We start from the raw sequence: 16,222 nt of genomic DNA, 5'->3' as shown, positions 1-16,222 counted from the left end.
TGATCCCTCCGCCGGGCACGGTCGCCCCCGGCCCCGTCGTGCGTCGGCTGCGTGGCTCGGTGCCGGCGGTCGGGAGATGGTGACCTCAGTGGTGCTGCGAACTTGATGACGTGAACGGATCGGGGGTGAGTCGTTCACGTCATCAAGTTCGTAGCGGCTGGATCCCCTTCTGTCGGATCGGGTCGGCCTGCCCTCGGACCGGTCGGCCTGCGGCGACCGGCGGGCTGGCGGCAACGCGGGGCGGTCCGTGGGTCAGGGGACCTGGTCGGGGGTGCGGGTGAAGACGAAGGTGGCGAGGTCGAGGGCGACCGGGCGGCCGGCCTCGTCGCGGATCACGGTGAGGATCTCGCCGTCCTGGGAGCCGGATCGGCCCCGCCAGCGGTCCGGGCCCTCGGCGGTGAACCGGAGGATCGGCCGGCCGACCGGGCCGGCCAGCAGGTCGCCGGCCGGGTCGGAGCGCAGCTCGTACTCGAGGCCCATCCACCACCAGCGGCCGGTCAGCTCGGCCAGGCCCGCCGCAGGCGCCGTGGCCGGCCGCCACGGGGCGGGCGGGGTCGGCTCGGCGTCCAGCACCAGGGTGAGCACCTCGCGGGCCAGGCCGACGACGTGGTGCCCGCGGCTGAGGCCGTACGCGTTGGCGAAGTCGACGACGGCGGTCCGGCCGGGCCGGTGCACGGCGAGGCCGGCGACGTACCCGGGCATCGAGCCGCCGTGCCCCACGTACACCCGGTCGCCGACGCGGTAGAGCTCCAGGCCGAGACCGTGGCCGCCGGTCCACGAGTCCAGGTCGCTGATCACCACGGGCGCGCACATCTCGGTGAGCGTGGCCGGCGCGAGCACGTCCGGGGCCGGGTCGGCCAGGAACGCCGCCCACCGGCCCAGGTCCGCCACCGTCGACCAGAGCTGGCCGGCCGGCGCCATCGCGCCGGTGTCGGTGCGGGGCTCCTCGCGCAGCGTGTCGTGCCAGGGGTGGACCACGTAGCCCCGGGCGTACGGCTCGGTCGGGTGGTACGCGGTGCGCCGCATCCCCAGCGGTTCGAGGATCCGCTCGCGGAGCAACTCGACCCAGGGGGTCCCGGTGATCCGTTCCAGCACCCCGCCGAGCAGCCCGTACGCCAGGTTGGAGTAGTGGTAGACGCGGTGCGGCGGATGGGCGATCTTCTCCGGGGTCAGCCCGGCGAGCAGGGTGGCCAGGTCGACGCCCGCGGTCCGCTCCCACCACTGCCCGTCCGGCTCGCGCTGCAGGCCACTGGCGTGCCCGAGCAGCTGGCGCAGGGTGAGCGCGCCCACCGGGGTGCCGGGCAGGTGCCGCTCCAGCGGGTCGTCCAGGGCCAGCCGGCCGGCGTCGCGCTGCTGCATGACCAGCACGGCCGTCATGGTCTTGCTGATCGAGCCGATTCGGTACTGCAGGTCCTCGTCCGGTCGGGGGTGCTCGCCGGCGACCGCGAGGTGGGCGAGCGCGCCGTCCCGGATCACCCCGAGGGCGAGCGACGGTCCGCGCCCCTCCGCCTGGGCCCGCGCGACCAGCGCGTCCACCTGTCGGGCGGTCTCGGGCAGCAGAGCCATGGTGGTCCTCCTTGTCGCGGTCGGCGCGGTCCCGAGCTTAGGAGATCATCTCGGTTCGTTATCGCGTGCGTGGGCGTGTCACGATCGTGGGGTGGACGCCGTGTTGTGGATCGTGTTGGGTGTGGTGCTGGCGGTCGCCGAGATTTTCACGACGACGCTGTTCCTGATCATGTTCGCGGCCGGGGCGTTCGCCGCCGCCGGGGCGGCCGCGCTCGGTGCCCCGGTCGCGGTCCAGGCGCTGGTCTTCGCCGTGGTCTCCGCGCTCTGCGTGGCGGTGGTCCGGCCGGTGATCCGGCGGCACGCCCGCCCCTCGCTGGAGAGCGGCGGGCAGTCGTTCGGCATCGAGGCGCTCGAGGGGGCCACGGCGCTGGTGCTGGAGCCGGTGGACGCCGAGCGGGGTCTCGTCAAGATCGACGGTGAGCTGTGGAGCGCCCGGGCGTACGACGCGACGCGTAGCTACGCCGCTGGTGAGCGGGTGCAGGTGATAAAGGTCCGGGGCGCCATCGCCCTGGTCTGGCAGGACGACATTTCCACCCCGGGCGGGCTGCCCGAAGCGAAAAGGTGAGCGGTATGGAGTTTGCAGCGATCGTGTTGATCGCGGTTGCCGTGATCGTCGTGGTCACGTTGGTCAAGGCGGTGCGGATCGTGCCGCAGCAGCGCCAGGACGTGGTGGAACGCCTGGGCCGGTACAAGCGGACCTTGAACCCGGGTTTGAACCTGCTGGTGCCGTACATCGATGCAGTGCGTACCAAGGTCGACATGCGGGAGCAGGTGGTCAGCTTCCCGCCGCAGCCGGTGATCACCTCGGACAACCTCGTCGTCTCGATCGACACCGTGCTCTACTTCAAGGTGGTCGACTCGGTCCGCGCCACCTACGAGATCTCGAACTTCCTCCAGGCCATCGAGCAGCTCACCGTCACCACGCTGCGCAACGTGATCGGTTCGCTGGACCTGGAGCGGGCGCTGACCAGCCGGGAGGAGATCAACCGGCACCTGTCCGGCGTGCTCGACGAGACCACCGGCCGGTGGGGCATCAAGGTCACCCGGGTCGAGATCAAGGCGATCGAGCCGCCGCCGAGCATCCGTGACTCGATGGAGAAGCAGATGCGCGCCGAGCGGGACCGCCGCGCCGCGATCCTCAACGCCGAGGGTCTCAAGCAGTCGCAGATCCTCACCGCCGAGGGTGAGAAGCAGGCCGCGGTGCTGCGCGCCGACGGTGACCGGCAGGCCCGGATCCTCCAGGCGGAGGGGCAGGCCAAGGCGATCCGTACCGTCTTCGACGCGATCCACCAGGCCAACCCGAGCCAGAAGGTGCTCGCCTACCAGTACCTGCAGGCGCTGCCGCAGATCGCCAACGGTTCGGCCAACAAGGTCTGGATCGTTCCGGCCGAGCTGACCAAGGCGCTGGAGGGGATGGGCGGCGCGCTGGGCGGCCTGGCCAACATGGTCGGCGACGTGCCGTCGCCGGAGGCCAGCCGGGGTGCCGGCGAGGTGGAGCGGGAGGCCGCCGAGGCCGCGCAGGCCGCGGCCACCGCCGCGCAGGAGATCCACGACGAGGTACGCGTCGCCGAGGCGCAGGCCACCGGTGGCAAGGGCCCGCAGGGGCTGCCGGCCCCCGAGCCGGTCTCCCCGGAGAGCCTGCTCAACGACCCCGCGGATCAGCGCGAACGGGGCTGAGCCGGACCGCCGTCCGAGCCCGGACGGCAAAAGCGAGAAAGCCTCATACGGCGCCCCGGTGCCTGCCACGATCGGTCTGAGGACGGGTGGTGACCAGGAACCGGGGCGCCGTACGCGTTCCGCGCCGCCCGCGGGCGGAACGAGGTGAGGCATGAAGGATCCGGCGAACAGGCTGTTCTCCAAGGACCTCTTCTCCAAGGAACTGTTCTCCAAGGACCAGTTCCCCGGCGCGCACGATCCCGCCGGACCGCTCGGCAGCCGGCGTACCGGGGGCGGGTTCGGGGTGCTGCCGTTCGTCTCCGAGCCGGGCCCGGCCGCCCCCGCCACCAACGCCAGCTGGGCCTGGTCGGTACGCCGGTTCGCCCGCGCGGCGGTCTGGCTGCTGCCCGCGTACGCGATCCTCTACGGCCTGGTGGCGATGGCCAGCGACGGCGGGGTGGGCAACGACCCGTACCCGGCCGACGGCAATCCGCTCTACCTGGTCGGCTGGGTGGCCGCGGTCTGGCTCGGGCTGCTCGCGCTGCTGGCGCTCACCGGCCTGCTCGCCGCCACCCGGTGCCGGCGGATCGCCGCGGCCGGGCTGCTGGTGAGCATCGCCGGCACGGTGCTGATGCTGCCCTTCGCCGGGATGGCCCAGGAGGCGCCCGTCTTCGGCACCACCGCACGCACCCTTGTCCTGTTCGGCGCCACCTGCTACAGCCTGGGTTGGTTCCTGACCGGATGGTCGGTCGCCCGGTCCGGGATGTTCTCCTACGGCGACGGGATCATGCTGATGATCGCCGCCCCGCTGCTCGGCCTGGCCGGCTCGTTGATCGGCTCGTTGCAGACCTTCGGTGCGATCTTCGTGCTGGTCTCCGGGATCGGTATCGGCTACCGGTCCGGGCGCCTGGTGCCCGCCGCCATCGCCCGTGACGCCATCGCCGCCAGTGTCGTGGCTGCCCCCACCAATCCCACCACCCCCACCACCCCCGAAGGCCCCCTCCCCACCTGACCGCCCCGGCCCAGCCGCCGCCGATCATGAGGTTGGCGGCGGCCGGGAGATCGACATCGCCGGCAACCTCATGATCAACGCGACCGGGGGTGGCTGGGAGGTCGCCGTGAGGTAACTGACAGTTGCCTGGCGGGGTGGTCGGATAGCGGTGTTTGCGGCAATCCTGGTGGCCATGCCGTCTCCCCGGTCGCCGCTGTCGCGCCTGTTCACCGTGCTCCTCGCCGGCGTCCTCGCCGGGCTCGTCCTCGCGGTCGCCGCCCTGCCCGGCAATCTGATCGGCGGGTTGGTCACCAAGTCGGTGCTGGGCGCGTACGCGCAGCTGCCCGACGCGCTGCGTACCCCCGCGCAGCCGCAGCGCTCCTACCTCTATGCCAACGACGGCAAGACGCTGATCACCACGTTCTACGACGTCAACCGGACGGACGTGCCGCTGGCGGAGATCGCTCCGGTGATGCGCCAGGCGATCGTGGCCGCCGAGGACCGCCGCTTCTACTCTCACGGCGGCGCCGACCTGCGCGGCATGGTCCGCGCCCTGGTCGCCAACGTGAAGGGCGGCGGCACCGAGCAGGGCGGCTCCACGCTGACCATGCAGTACGTCCGCAACGTGCTCAAGACCGACCCCACCCGCACAGCCGAGGAGCGGCAGGCGGCCACCGAGCAGACCGTCGGGCGCAAGATCCAGGAGATCCGGTACGCCTCGGCGCTGGAGAAGACCCTCAGCAAGGACGAGATCCTCAACCGCTACCTCAACATCGCCTACTTCGGCTCCGGCGCGTACGGCGTCGCCGCGGCCAGCCAGCGCTACTTCGGCAAGGCGCCCGCCGACCTGACCTTGGGCGAGGCGGCCCTGCTCGCCGGCCTGGTCCAGTCGCCCGACGAGTACAGCCCGATCGACGGGAACAAGGAGAAGGCGCTCCAGCGCCGGGCGTACGTGCTCGACTCGATGGTGGCGACCCACGCGATCACCGCGCAGCAGGCCGCCGCGGCCAAGGCGGAGCCGCTCGCCCTGCACCCGACCGCCCAGCCCAACGGCTGCACCGCGGTCGCCCAGGGCCACGACGACTGGGGCTTCTTCTGCGACTACCTGCGCCAGTGGTGGCTGACCCAGCCGGCCTTCGGCAACACCGTCAAGGAGCGCGAGCAGGCGCTGCGCCGTGGCGGCTACACGGTCATCACCACGCTCGACCCGAAGATCCAGGCGACCGCGCAGCAGCGGGCCACCGCCGTCTACGGGTACGACAACAAGCGCGCCCTGCCGATCGCGGCGGTCGAGCCCGGCACCGGCCGGGTGCTCGCCATGGCGGTCAACCGGCACTACAGCCTGGCCGACAACCCGGCCGGGCAGGCCAACCACCCGAACACCGTCAACCCGCTGATCTCCGGCGGCGCCAGCGTCGACGGCTACCAGGCCGGGTCGACGTTCAAGCTGTTCACCATGCTCGCCGCGCTGGAGGCCGGCAAGCCGCTCGCCACCGGCTTCGACGCGCCGGCCAAGCTGCCCACCCGCTACGCCTCGGACGCGGAGGGCAACTGCGACGGCAAGTGGTGCCCGGCCAACGCCAACCCGCAGTGGATGGACGGCTACCGGATGATGTGGGACGGCTTCGGCCGCTCCGTGAACACCTACTTCGTCTGGCTGGCCGAGCAGGTCGGCGAGGACAAGGTGGTGGAGATGGCGCAGCGGCTCGGCATCACCTTCCGGGCCGCGTCCGACGCCGCCTTCGCCAGGGACAACGCGGCCAACTGGGGTGCGTTCACCCTGGGCGTCGCCGCCACCACCCCGCTCGACCTGGCCAACGCGTACGCCACCGTGGCCGCCGAGGGGACGTACTGCTCCCCGCTGCCGGTCGTCTCGGTGACCGCGGCCAACGGCGAGAAGGCCGACGTCGGCCAGCCGTCCTGCCGGAAGGTCCTGGACACCGACATCGCCCGGGCCGCCACCGACGCGGCCCGCTGCCCGGTCGGCCAGCAGTCCGCGTACGGGCAGTGCAACGGCGGCACCGCCACCTCGGTGGACGGGATCGTCGGCCGGCCGGTCGCCGGCAAGACCGGTAGCTCCGAGCAGAACGCCACCGAGACTTTCGTCGGGTTCACCCCGCAGGTGGCCGTAGCGGGCATCGCGGCCAACCCCGACGACTCGACCGACCTGGTCGGCTCGGCGGTCCAGGCGAAGGTGATCGACGCGGTCGCCCGGGTGATCCGGACCGCGGTGAACGGCAAGCCGGTGCAGGACTTCACCGCGCCGAGCCAGGAACTGGCCGGCGACCCGCAGCGCCCCCGGCCGCAGCCGAGCCCGCAGCAGCGACAGCAGCAGGACCAGGGCATCCCGCAGGACCTCCTACGCTGGCTCCAGGGCCGCGGCCGCGGCTGAGTGGTCAGGACGATGCCCCGGCTCTCCACCAGAGGCGCTGGCCGGGAGCCCCTCCTTTACCGCTCAGCCCGCAAGGCGGGGCCGACGCGGAACATGCCGGTCATCTCGTCGTGGACGGCGTAGCCGAAGCGGCGGTAGAGGCTGACCGACTCCCCGGCGGCGAACAGGCCGACGAAGGTGCGGGACGAGGCCCGGCCGGCGATCCACTCCTCCAACCGGTCGAGGATCGCCGCGCCCACCCCGCGCCGCTGCCGTTCCGGCACCACCGCGAGGTCCTGCAGGTAGTAGTAGATCGCACCGTCGCCGATCAGCCGGCCGATCCCGATCACCCGGTCGCCCTCGACCGCCACCACCCCGTGCAGCGAGGCGGCCAGTGAGGCCGGGATGGCCGCCGGGTCGTAGGCCTCGGTCCAGCCGACGGCGGTGGTGACGGCGACGAACTCCTCGACCGTGGGCAGCCGGTCGACCAGGAGATACTCCACCTTCGGAATCTAGCCCGGTCAGCGCTGGAGCATGGGCGACACCATCCGGTCCAACGCCGCCGCGACCTCGTCCGGGTCGCCGTCGCCGTCGACCACCACGAACGACCCGAACTCGGGCAGTGCCCGGTAGGCGGCGTCCAGCGCGCGCAGGTGAGCCAGCTCCTCGGTGTCGATGCCACGGGCCAGGACCCGCCGCCGGGCGACCTCCGGCGTGGTCGCCAGGAAGCAGACCACCGTCGGTCGCGGAAAGATCCGGTACACCGCCCGGACCGCCCGCCGCCCCCGGTCGCCGCGAGCCGCCATGATCACGTACTGGCACCAGGTCCACCGGTCCAGCACCGCCGTCCGCCCGGTCAGCCGGCTGACCAGCACCGTGCGGGCCATCGCGACCGCGCGGACCGTCGCCTCCAGCGCCGGATAGAGGGTACGGCCGAACAGCGCCACCCCGTCCGGGCGGCCCAGCGCCCGGGCGAGCCGGTTCCACAGCGGCCGCCCGCCCGCGTTCTCGAAGTAGGCCGCCGGCACGCCTCGGGCCGTCAGCCGGCGGGCGAGCGCTCGGGCCTGGGTGCTCTTGCCGGAGCCGTCGACCCCGACCAGGGCGATCATCACGGAACGGGCCACGGGTCGGCACGGTAGCCGCCGGACGCAACTGCGGTCGGAAAAAAATTCCGCGCGGGGTGTCGGATCCCGTCCGGCGGCTCCGACCCACCGGTGACCGCGCCCGCCGGGCGCCACCGAGCAGGAGGACACCATGCGCAAGCTCGTCTACTGGGTGCACCAGTCCATCGACGGCTTCATCGAGGGACCGAACGGCGAGTTCGACTGGCCGGCCATGGGGCCGGAGCTCTCGGCCTACTCAATCGAGCTGTGCGACCAGGCCGACGCCTTCCTCTACGGCCGCAAGGTGTGGGGGTTGATGTCCTGGTACTGGCCGCGCGCGGAGCAGATTTCCCAGGATCCGCACAACCTGCGGTTCGCCCCGATCTGGCGGCGTACCCCGAAGATCGTCATCTCGCGGAGCCTGGAGAGCGCCGAGTACGACGCCCGGGTGATCGGCCGCGACCTCGCCACCGAGATCGCCGAGCTGAAGGCCCAGCCCGGGACAGAGCTGCTGCTCACCGGAGGCTCCGGTGCCGCGGCAGCGCTGACCGGCCTGGGCCTCATCGACGAGTACCAGGTGGTCGTGCACCCGGTGGTGCTCGGCGGCGGCACCCCGGTCTTCCCCGACAAGGACCGGCTCGACCTGCGGCTGATGGAGACCCGGGGCTTCGACGGCCGGTCGGTGCTGCTGCGCTACGTACGGGCGTGAGGTGGGTGGGGCGGCCCGGGCCGCCCACCACCCGAGGACGGCCGGCGGCACCTGCCCGGCACCCGGGGCCCGCGGGCCGGCCAGGCACAATCGTCCGGTGCCCGTCCACGAGATCACCGACCCCGACGACGACCGGATCGCCGACTACCGCGCGCTGACCGACGTGGAGCTGCGGACCCGCTGGGAGCCCCCGCACGGCCTGTTCATCGCCGAGGGGGAACTGGTGCTGCGGCGGGCGCTGCGGGCCGGCTACCCGGCCCGGTCGTACCTGGTCGACGCCAAGCGGGTCGACCAGCTCGCCGACCTCGACACCGGCGACACCCCCGTCTACGCGGCCACCCCGGAAGTGCTGCAGCGCGCCACCGGCTTCCACGTGCACCGGGGGGTGCTCGCCTCGTTCCACCGCAAGCCGCTGCCCGCCGCCGCCGAGGTGCTGGCCGCCGCCCGCCGGGTGGTGATCCTGGAGGACGTCAACAACCACACCAACCTCGGGGCGATCTTCCGGGCCGTGGCCGCGCTCGGCGTGGACGCCGTGCTGCTCTCCCCGACCTGCGCCGACCCGCTCTACCGGCGCAGCGTCCGGGTCAGCATGGGTGAGGTCTTCGCCATCCCGTACGCGAAGCTGGAGCCCTGGCCGGACGGCCTCGCCCAGGTCCGGTCGGCGGGTTTCACGGTGCTGGCGATGACGCCCGCGCCGGACGCGGTGCCGATCCAGCGGCTGGACGCCGGCCAGCGGGCCCGGGCGGCGTTGCTGATGGGCGCCGAGGGCGCCGGGCTGACCCGGGCCGCCATGGCCGCCAGCGACGTGCGGGTGGTGATCCCGATGCGGCGCGGGGTGGACTCGCTCAACGTCGCCGCAGCCACCGCGGTGGCCTGCTGGGAACTGGGCCGTGATGACCCGCTGTGACCCGGGGCCGACGGGTGCCGCCCCCGGGCGACCTGCCCTTTCGGCTGGTCATGGTCGCCCTGGGCCCCGCGACACGGCCGGCGGCCGGGCAGACAACTGGTAGTCGAGATCGGCGGTGACGCAGGGTAGCGTGTCGCCCGTGTTCCCTACCGTCCGTGAAGTCCTCGCGCTGGTGCCGGTACGCCACGGCGCCCCGCGCCTGGTCGCAGGCGACGCGGGCCTGGACCGGCCGGTCCGCTGGGTGCACGTGGCCGAGGTGCCGGACATCGCCACCCTGCTCGGTGGTGGGGAACTCGTGCTCACCACCGGCATCGGGCTGCCCGCGGACGACGCGGGACTGCGCGCGTTCATCGGTGATCTGGCCGACGTCGGGGTCTCCGGGCTGGTGGTCGAGCTCGGTCGCCGCTACATCAGCGGGGTGCCCCGGGTGATGGTGGCCGCCGCCGAGCGGCGCGGGCTGCCCCTGGTCGAGCTGCGCCGGGCCACCCCGTTCGTCCGGATCACCGAGGCGGTGCACGCGCTGATCGTGGACGCCCAGCTCACCGAGCTGCGGGCCACCGAGGAGATCCATCAACGGTTCACCGAACTCTCGGTGGAAGGCGCCGGCCCGGAAGAGGTGGTGCGGCAGGCCGCCGAGCTGTCCGGATGCCCGGTGGTGCTGGAGAACCTCTCCCGGCGGGTGCTCGCGTACGACCCGGCGGGGGAGAGCGCCGAGCTGCTGCTCGACGGCTGGGAGCAGCACTCGCGGCGGATCCGTCCCGCCGGGCGGACCGCGTACGACCCGGACAGCGGGTGGCTGGTCACCACCGTGGGGGCCCGGGGCGAGGACTGGGGGCGGCTGCTGCTGCGCTGGCCGGCCGGCGGCGAGCTGACCACCAGCGGCCCCGACCGGCTGGTGGCGACCGACGACGCGCCGCCGGTCGACGGGACCGACGCCGGGCGGCCGGACGGCCCGCAGCGCGAGGACACACCCGGGACGGACCCGGCGCCCGCCGACGTGATCCCCGGGTCCGGTGCCGCACCGGTGGCGGGGTGGCCCGCACCGCCGGGCCGGGACGTCGCCCCGGTCGGGCCGGGGACCCCGCCCACCCGGCTCACCATCCTCGTCGAGCGGGCCGCCTCCACGCTCGCCCTCGGCCGGCTGATCCGGCGTGACGCCGAGGGGCTGGAACGGCAGATCCACCGGACCCTGCTCACCGCGCTGATCGACCACTCCCGGCCGGTCGACGAGGTCGCGCTGCGGGCCAAGGCGCTCGGCGTGACGCTGGACCGCCGCCACCTGGTCGGCGTCGTGGTGCGGTACCGGGCCGACGACGCGGCGGAGGTCGGGGAGCCGGGCCCGGACGCCGGCCTGGCCCGGCTGCGCGACCTCGCCGAGTCGGTCGGCCAGGCCCTCCGGGAGGCCAAGCTCACCGCCCTGACCAGCGCCGTCGACGACCAGGCGGTGGGTGTGCTGCTCGCCCTCGCCGACCCGGCCGCCGAGGAGAAGGCGCTCGCCGCGTTCGCCGCCGCGCTCCGCCGGGTACGCCTCGACGCCACCCCGGCCCGCCCGCCGGGCCCCCGGCCCGCCCCGCGCCCGGTGGACGCGGCTGCCCGTCCCGTCGCCGTCGGCGCGCCCCGCGGTAGCGACGGCTCGCCCCGTTCGACCCCGGTCCCGCCGCGGGTGGCCGGTCCGGCACCCGTGATCATCGCCGCCGGGTCGGGCGTGGCCAGCCTGCGGGAGGCGGGACGCTCGCTGGTCGAGGGGCGGCAGATCGCCGACGCGGCCCGACGCGACCGGCGGGACCTGCCGATCTTCCGGCTGCCGCACGTCGGCCTGGCCGGCCTGCTGCACCTGCTGCGGGACGAGCCGCGCCTGCAGACCTTCGTGGAACGGGAACTCGGCGCGCTGCTGGCGTACGACGCCCGGCATCCCCGGGAGCAGTTGCTCGGCACCCTGCGGGCGTACCTGGAACAGGGCCGGAACAAGTCGGCGGCGGCCGCCGCGGCGCACCTGTCCCGGCCGGCGTTCTACGAGCGGCTGGCCCGGATCGGCCGGATCCTCGACGTCGACCTCGACTCGGTCGAGGCGTGCCTCTCCCTCCACGTCGCCCTGCTGGCCCTAGACGCCGTCCGCACCCCCTAACCCCTGCCCCCTCGGGGGCGCTGATCATGAGGTTGGCGGCGGCGGATCGGACAAATCGTCCAGCCAACCTCATGGTCAACGCCGACGGGCGGCGCGCGGATGAGGTCGGGGCCAGGCGGGTGGGGTCAGGTGAGGGTGGTCAGGGCCTTGGCGTAGGCGGGGGGGACGAAGGTATGGCCGGCCGGGGTGAAGACGTCCGAGGTGGCCGCGGCCGACCAGGCGGTGTCGGGCACCGCCGCCACCAGGGCCCGCACCACCGGGGCGTCGCGCCACTGGTCCTGCTCGGCGAGCAGGCTGAGCGCCACCACCGACTCCTCGACCTCGCCGACGCACTCGAACGGCTTGTGCCCGTCCACGCCGAGCAGCTCGCGGTAGCCGGGGATCTGCGCCTCGTCTGCGAGCAGGTCGCCGCCGAAGATCTTCGTGAGCCGCTCCCGGGGCATGAACGGAGCCATGGCCAGGAAGACGAACCGGCACTTCGGGCAGTTCCGGCACCAGCGTTCGCTCGCGTCGCGCAGCTTGAACGCGGCGTTGCAACTGGTCACCACGGCGTCGTACCGGTCGATCTCGGCGAAGAGCCGGGCGATGTGCAGCTCCGACAGCGACCGCAGCAGCGAGAAGTACGGCTCGGAGAGCCCGGCGTACTCGGCGAGGGCCGCCCGCAGCAACCCCTCCGCCTCGACGCCCTTGGACCACTGGTGGTTGATCTCGTGCCCCTGCCAGACCAGGTTCGGGTCGGACGCCGAGCGCTCGTTGGACATCACCACCGGGCCGAGGCCGTGCAGCACGGCGGTGGCGACCGCGATCAGCGAGTTGATCGCGGTGACCGGAATATGCCCGTTGCGCGCGCCGGCCGCGTTGAGGTCGAACAGCACCGGGTCGATCCGCCGCCGGGCGGCCAGCGGCACCAGGTCGGACGCCTCGTTGACCGAGACGATGACGTGGTTGGGGTTGACCGAGAAGGGCACCGGGTCGAAGCCGGCCCGGCGCAGCGCCTCCAGGCTGACGATGGAGTCCTTGCCGCCGCCGACCGCGCACAGCGGGCGCCGATCCGAGTCGTCGTACACCCGAGGTGGGGTGACCTCGCCGGCCGGCACCTCCGGGCGCAGCTCCAGCACGTGCGGGAGCTGGTTGCGGTACGCGTACTCGGCGAGGCCCTTGGTGTAGACGGCGGTGACCAGCTCGACGGCGGCCGCACCCAGCGGCGCCGGCAGCACCAGCCGGTGCGGTGCGGCGGCCTTGTAGTAGCTGACCCCGGCGACGATGTGCAGCAGGTCCAGGACCCGGTTGACGGTGGCCGCGGTCTCGTCCGACACCGGCTCGGCCGGCAGCGGGAAGGTGATCACCTCGGTGAACCGCTGCTCGCCCTCCGGGCCGGTGAGAGCGTAGTCGAACAACGCCTCGCCGGTGGCGAAGTCGATCGAGTAGGACGGGAAGGTGAAGGCGTCCATCCGCCGGAGCTGCTCGTTGGGCACACGCAATACTACAGCGTGTCTCAATAGTCCGTTGGGTCATGAGACACCGCCCTTCTCGGGCGTCCCTGCCGTCACGGATGTTCGTGGCGGCGGGGTTCCTCCGTCGTCGGGGCTGGTTTCACCGGCGCGCGGGCGCCGGCCAGAGCCGTCCCCTCGGGAGGCGTTGATGACCGGGCCTCGTGCTTCGGGGTCCCGGGTCTGGGCGTGGTGTTGTTCGGCCCAGACGGCGAGGTTGACCGCCGCGTTGACGTCTCGGTCCGCCGTGTGCCCGCATTCGTCGCAGCGGAAGATGCGTGTGGACAGGGGTAGGGCGGGGCCGATGGTGCGGCAGGCGCTGCACATTCTGGTGGACGGGTACCAGCGGGGTGCCATGGTGGCCTGCCCGCCTCGCCAGCGTTGTTTGTAGCCGATGATGCGGGCCAGGTCAGCCCAACCCGCATCGGAGATGGCGGCGGCCAGACGCCGGTTGTGCAGCAGACCGGCGGTGTACAGGTCTTCCAGAGCCAGCCGGTCGTGGGTCTTGACCAGCCGGTTGGCGACCTTGTGCAGAAAGTGGCGACGCACATTCGCGACATGATGGTGGGCACGAGCCAGCCGGGCGACAGCCTCGGCCCGGTTGCGCGAGCCTCGCTGTTTGCGGGCGACCTGGCGGGCTAGACGCCGTAGCCTCGGCAGGGCGGCCCGCAGCGGGCGCGGCGGATCAGTGACGCGCAGCCACTGTCGGCCGGTGGTGTCGGCAGCCACGACGAGAGCGGCAAGGCCGCGGTCGACGCCCACCCAACCACCGCCGTCAGGGTCGGGGCGGGACGGGTGCTGGCGGGCGGGATGCAGGTCCGTCGCGGCAGGACAGGGCGGAATCCCCTGCCCCCGGCGAACAGCCGGTGCCGGAGGGGCGACAGCGGCCACCAGCCGTTCGAACGCCCGTGGAACTCGGCCTGTATAGGCTGGATTCCCCCTCATTCCGTAAGAGGGGGAGGAAGTCAACGAGGAGAGCCTGTGCGCCTGTCTGATCTGCGCGGACGTCATGTCGCCGTCTGGGGAGCCGGCCGGGAGGGCCGGGCCGCGGTGACCGCTATCGCCGCGCACGGCCCGGCCGAGCTGGTCGTGGTCGACGACAGTGCGAATTTCCTCACGCTGCCCTGGGAGGGGGCGCTGGCGGAGGCCGCGCCGCTGGTCACCGGGGAGGCGGGCTTCGAGCGGCTGGTCGCGGCCGACGTGGTGGTCCGCTCGCCCGGCGTGCCGAACACCCACCCGTGGTTGGTCGAGCTGCGGCATCGGGACGTCCCGATCACCCAGGGCAGCGCGCTCTGGATGGCCGACCACGCCGACCGGACGGTGGGGGTCACCGGGAGCAAGGGCAAGAGCACCACGTCCAGCCTGATCAGCCACCTGCTGACCGCGGCGGGCCGGCCCAACGTCTTCGGCGGCAACATCGGCGTGCCGCTGCTCGACCTGCCCGAGGCCGAGCTGTACGTGCTGGAGCTGTCCAGCTACCAGTGCGCCGACCTGACCGACTCTCCCCGGGTGGCCGTGGTCACCGCGCTGTTCCCCGAGCACCTCGACGCGCACGGCGGCGAGCGGGAGTACTACCGGGACAAGCTGAACCTGCTCGCGCACGGCCCGCACACCGTGGTGGTCAACGGCGCGGACCCGCGGCTCGCGCTGGAGCTGGGGGACCGGGCCGCGGTGCGGGCCGGGCTGCCCGACGCCGCCCACGTCGCCGCCGGTCCGGACGGCGTCCCCTGGTTCCACCTGCGGGACCAGCCGCTCTTCCCGCGCGCGGTGCTGCCGCTGGTCGGCCGGCACAACGAGGGCAACCTCTGCGTCGCCCTCGCCGTGCTGGACGCGCTCGGCGTGGACGTGGTGGCCGCCAAGGACACCCTCGCGGTGGCGGTCGCCGAGTTCCAGGGCCTGGCCCACCGGCTCACCGAGATCCCCGACCCGTCCGGTCTCACCTTCGTCGACGACACCCTGGCCACCAGCCCGTACGCGGCCATGCACGCGATCGACGCGTACGAAGGGCGGCCGCTGACCGTGATCGTCGGCGGGACGGACCGGGGCCTGGACTACACCCCGCTGCGCGACCACCTGGCTGAGCGGGAGATCACCGTCATCGGCATCCCGGACAGCGGGCCGCGGATCGTCGAGGCGCTCGCCGGGCTGCCGGCGGTGCGGACCGAGCTCGCCGAGGACCTGGTCGCCGCGGTGGGGCTGTCCCGCAAGCTCACCCCGGCCGGCGGGGTGGTGCTGCTCTCCCCGGCCGCGCCGAGCTACGGGCAGTTCCGCAACTTCGAGCACCGCTCCGAGGTCTTCGCGCAGGCGGTCGCCGACACCGCCCGCTGACGCCGGATCAGCGACGGGTCCAGCGCACCGACGCCAGCGGGTCCTCGATGGCGTAGAGCCGGTCGACGAAGGCCGCCAAGCTGGTCAGCGCCTCGGGCACGTCCGCGCAGTGGCGTCGTTCCCCGTGCAGCAGGTGCAGGCCTGCCGGCCAGCCGGTGGTCGACTGCTCGCCGGCCCCGAGCAGCAGCTCCACCGAGACCTCGAAGCCGGTCGGGTACGGCCGCACGACGGCCTCGACGTTGACCTCCGAGGTGTCCCCGTCCGGATCGGACACGGTGATCCCGACGTCGCTGCGGAGCAGCGTGTGGCGTTCGACGGGGGCACGGCGGTGGTACCCGTCCGTGGTCCGGTAGTTGGTCAGGTAAACGTGTCCTCCCGGGTCCCATTCGCTTTCCCGAACGGCGAGGTGTGTCCTGGCGTACGCGAGGAGGCGTCGGTGGGCGTGCAGGAACGCCGCGAGCAGTCGGGCCAGGTCCGCGTCGGCGCCGGTCACCGCTGCACCACCAGCCCCAGCCGCTGGAGGAACGTCACGGGGGAGGCCAGGTCGTCCACCAGGGCGGTGAGGGCGTCGATCGCCGCCCCGCCGTCCGCGCAGACCCGCCTGGCCTCGTGCAGCACATGGTGCCCGAGGGGGTACGGGGACAGCGCCGGGTCCCGCATCGTCGCGGTGACCGTTACCGACGCCTCGCAGTGGGCCGACCCGATCAGCACCGCCGCCGACACCGTCATCTCGGACACGTCGTCCCGCGCGTCGAAGTCCCACTGGTCGCCGAGGGAGGCGACGCTGCGGAGGACGTACCGGCTGCCGACGTGTACGCCGGCGTCCGTGTCCTCGATGTCGAAGCAGGGGCTCATCTCGCCGCCTTCCCCAGTGGTTCGCACCTGGTGGACGTCTTCCATCGCGGCGCCGAGCCGGTCGTGGATGCGGTGCAGCGCGGTCAGGAAGCGGGTGATCTCCGCGGCGGACACGGGCGGA

Annotated in this window: 14 protein-coding genes and 2 pseudogenes; 9 read left to right on the top strand and 7 right to left on the bottom strand. The window is 73.1% G+C overall.

Annotation, left to right across the window (positions count from 1 at the left end; all coding sequences use genetic code 11):
* Positions 1 to 252 precede the first annotated feature (252 nt).
* Positions 253 to 1,566, bottom strand: coding sequence for a serine hydrolase domain-containing protein (locus ACGF4F_RS30910; RefSeq protein WP_393082814.1), 1,314 nt, complete (start codon positions 1,564 to 1,566; stop codon positions 253 to 255).
* Positions 1,567 to 1,657: 91 nt separating this feature from the next.
* Here ACGF4F_RS30910 and ACGF4F_RS30905 point away from each other — a divergent pair, with 91 nt between their 5' ends.
* From ACGF4F_RS30905 to ACGF4F_RS30890, 4 genes are all read left to right on the top strand, one after another.
* The gene (locus tag ACGF4F_RS30905; RefSeq protein WP_073838265.1) at positions 1,658 to 2,131 is read left to right on the top strand and encodes an NfeD family protein; all 474 of its coding nucleotides are present in this window, start codon (positions 1,658 to 1,660) and stop codon (positions 2,129 to 2,131) included.
* 5 nt (positions 2,132 to 2,136) lie between these two features.
* Positions 2,137 to 3,243 (top strand): SPFH domain-containing protein, encoded by a 1,107-nt coding sequence (locus ACGF4F_RS30900; protein WP_357441965.1) that lies wholly within the window; start codon positions 2,137 to 2,139, stop codon positions 3,241 to 3,243.
* Positions 3,244 to 3,394: 151 nt separating this feature from the next.
* On the top strand, positions 3,395 to 4,234 hold the full coding sequence (locus ACGF4F_RS30895) for a hypothetical protein (protein WP_357441964.1): 840 nt from the start codon (positions 3,395 to 3,397) through the stop codon (positions 4,232 to 4,234).
* A 172-nt stretch (positions 4,235 to 4,406) separates the two neighbouring features.
* On the top strand, positions 4,407 to 6,605 hold the full coding sequence (locus ACGF4F_RS30890) for a transglycosylase domain-containing protein (protein WP_357441963.1): 2,199 nt from the start codon (positions 4,407 to 4,409) through the stop codon (positions 6,603 to 6,605).
* 56 nt (positions 6,606 to 6,661) lie between these two features.
* Here the strand turns inward: ACGF4F_RS30890 and ACGF4F_RS30885 are convergent, their stop codons facing one another.
* Complete coding sequence (locus tag ACGF4F_RS30885) at positions 6,662 to 7,087, bottom strand: GNAT family N-acetyltransferase (RefSeq protein ID WP_357441962.1); 426 nt, start codon at positions 7,085 to 7,087, stop codon at positions 6,662 to 6,664.
* Between the two features lie 18 nt (positions 7,088 to 7,105).
* Entirely contained in the window at positions 7,106 to 7,708 is a 603-nt protein-coding gene (locus ACGF4F_RS30880; protein ID WP_393082808.1) for a dTMP kinase, read from the bottom strand.
* Between the two features lie 130 nt (positions 7,709 to 7,838).
* Here ACGF4F_RS30880 and ACGF4F_RS30875 point away from each other — a divergent pair, with 130 nt between their 5' ends.
* From ACGF4F_RS30875 to ACGF4F_RS30860, 4 genes and pseudogenes are all read left to right on the top strand, one after another.
* Positions 7,839 to 8,396, top strand: a complete 558-nt coding sequence (locus ACGF4F_RS30875) for a dihydrofolate reductase family protein (RefSeq protein ID WP_393082805.1) — start codon at positions 7,839 to 7,841, stop codon at positions 8,394 to 8,396.
* A gap of 97 nt (positions 8,397 to 8,493) precedes the next feature.
* Positions 8,494 to 9,303: an RNA methyltransferase gene (locus tag ACGF4F_RS30870; RefSeq protein ID WP_357441959.1), complete on the top strand. Its 810-nt coding sequence runs from the start codon at positions 8,494 to 8,496 to the stop codon at positions 9,301 to 9,303.
* Between the two features lie 130 nt (positions 9,304 to 9,433).
* Positions 9,434 to 10,252: pseudogene (locus ACGF4F_RS30865) on the top strand (PucR family transcriptional regulator ligand-binding domain-containing protein); the annotation flags it as partial.
* 129 nt (positions 10,253 to 10,381) lie between these two features.
* Positions 10,382 to 11,428: pseudogene (locus tag ACGF4F_RS30860) on the top strand (PucR family transcriptional regulator); the annotation flags it as partial.
* Positions 11,429 to 11,553: 125 nt separating this feature from the next.
* Here the strand turns inward: ACGF4F_RS30860 and ACGF4F_RS30855 are convergent.
* Both ACGF4F_RS30855 and ACGF4F_RS30850 read right to left on the bottom strand, forming a co-directional pair.
* Positions 11,554 to 12,903, bottom strand: a complete 1,350-nt coding sequence (locus ACGF4F_RS30855; protein WP_393082867.1) for a hypothetical protein — start codon at positions 12,901 to 12,903, stop codon at positions 11,554 to 11,556.
* Positions 12,904 to 12,939: 36 nt separating this feature from the next.
* Entirely contained in the window at positions 12,940 to 13,863 is a 924-nt protein-coding gene (locus ACGF4F_RS30850; RefSeq protein WP_393082864.1) for an RNA-guided endonuclease InsQ/TnpB family protein, read from the bottom strand.
* 36 nt (positions 13,864 to 13,899) lie between these two features.
* On the opposite strand from ACGF4F_RS30850, the gene murD reads away from it, so the two are divergent.
* A complete protein-coding gene (gene murD, locus ACGF4F_RS30845; RefSeq protein ID WP_357441958.1) occupies positions 13,900 to 15,246 on the top strand; it encodes a UDP-N-acetylmuramoyl-L-alanine--D-glutamate ligase in 1,347 nt (448 codons plus the stop codon).
* Between the two features lie 7 nt (positions 15,247 to 15,253).
* Here the strand turns inward: murD and ACGF4F_RS30840 are convergent, their stop codons facing one another.
* Entirely contained in the window at positions 15,254 to 15,739 is a 486-nt protein-coding gene (locus tag ACGF4F_RS30840) for a hypothetical protein (RefSeq protein ID WP_357441957.1), read from the bottom strand.
* Positions 15,736 to 16,215 carry a hypothetical protein gene (locus ACGF4F_RS30835; RefSeq protein WP_357441956.1) on the bottom strand — a complete coding sequence of 160 codons (480 nt, stop codon included), beginning with the start codon at positions 16,213 to 16,215 and terminating at the stop codon, positions 15,736 to 15,738. Before ACGF4F_RS30835 ends, ACGF4F_RS30840 begins: the two co-directional genes overlap by 4 nt.
* Positions 16,216 to 16,222 lie beyond the last annotated feature (7 nt).

Origin of the sequence: Micromonospora sp. NPDC047740 (assembly GCF_043204735.1) — a bacterium.
GTDB lineage: Bacteria > Actinomycetota > Actinomycetes > Mycobacteriales > Micromonosporaceae > Micromonospora.
Note: the sequence above shows the minus strand (reverse complement) of the source record. Positions and strands in the feature narration are given on the sequence as shown.

Coding starts and splice junctions, on each gene's coding strand:
- ACGF4F_RS30910 (WP_393082814.1), bottom strand. CDS start 1,566: ATGGCTCTGCTGCCCGAGACCGCCCGACAGGTGGACGCGCTGGTCGCG.
- ACGF4F_RS30900 (WP_357441965.1), top strand. CDS start 2,137: ATGGAGTTTGCAGCGATCGTGTTGATCGCGGTTGCCGTGATCGTCGTG.
- ACGF4F_RS30895 (WP_357441964.1), top strand. CDS start 3,395: ATGAAGGATCCGGCGAACAGGCTGTTCTCCAAGGACCTCTTCTCCAAG.
- ACGF4F_RS30890 (WP_357441963.1), top strand. CDS start 4,407: ATGCCGTCTCCCCGGTCGCCGCTGTCGCGCCTGTTCACCGTGCTCCTC.
- ACGF4F_RS30875 (WP_393082805.1), top strand. CDS start 7,839: ATGCGCAAGCTCGTCTACTGGGTGCACCAGTCCATCGACGGCTTCATC.
- ACGF4F_RS30850 (WP_393082864.1), bottom strand. CDS start 13,863: ATGAGGGGGAATCCAGCCTATACAGGCCGAGTTCCACGGGCGTTCGAA.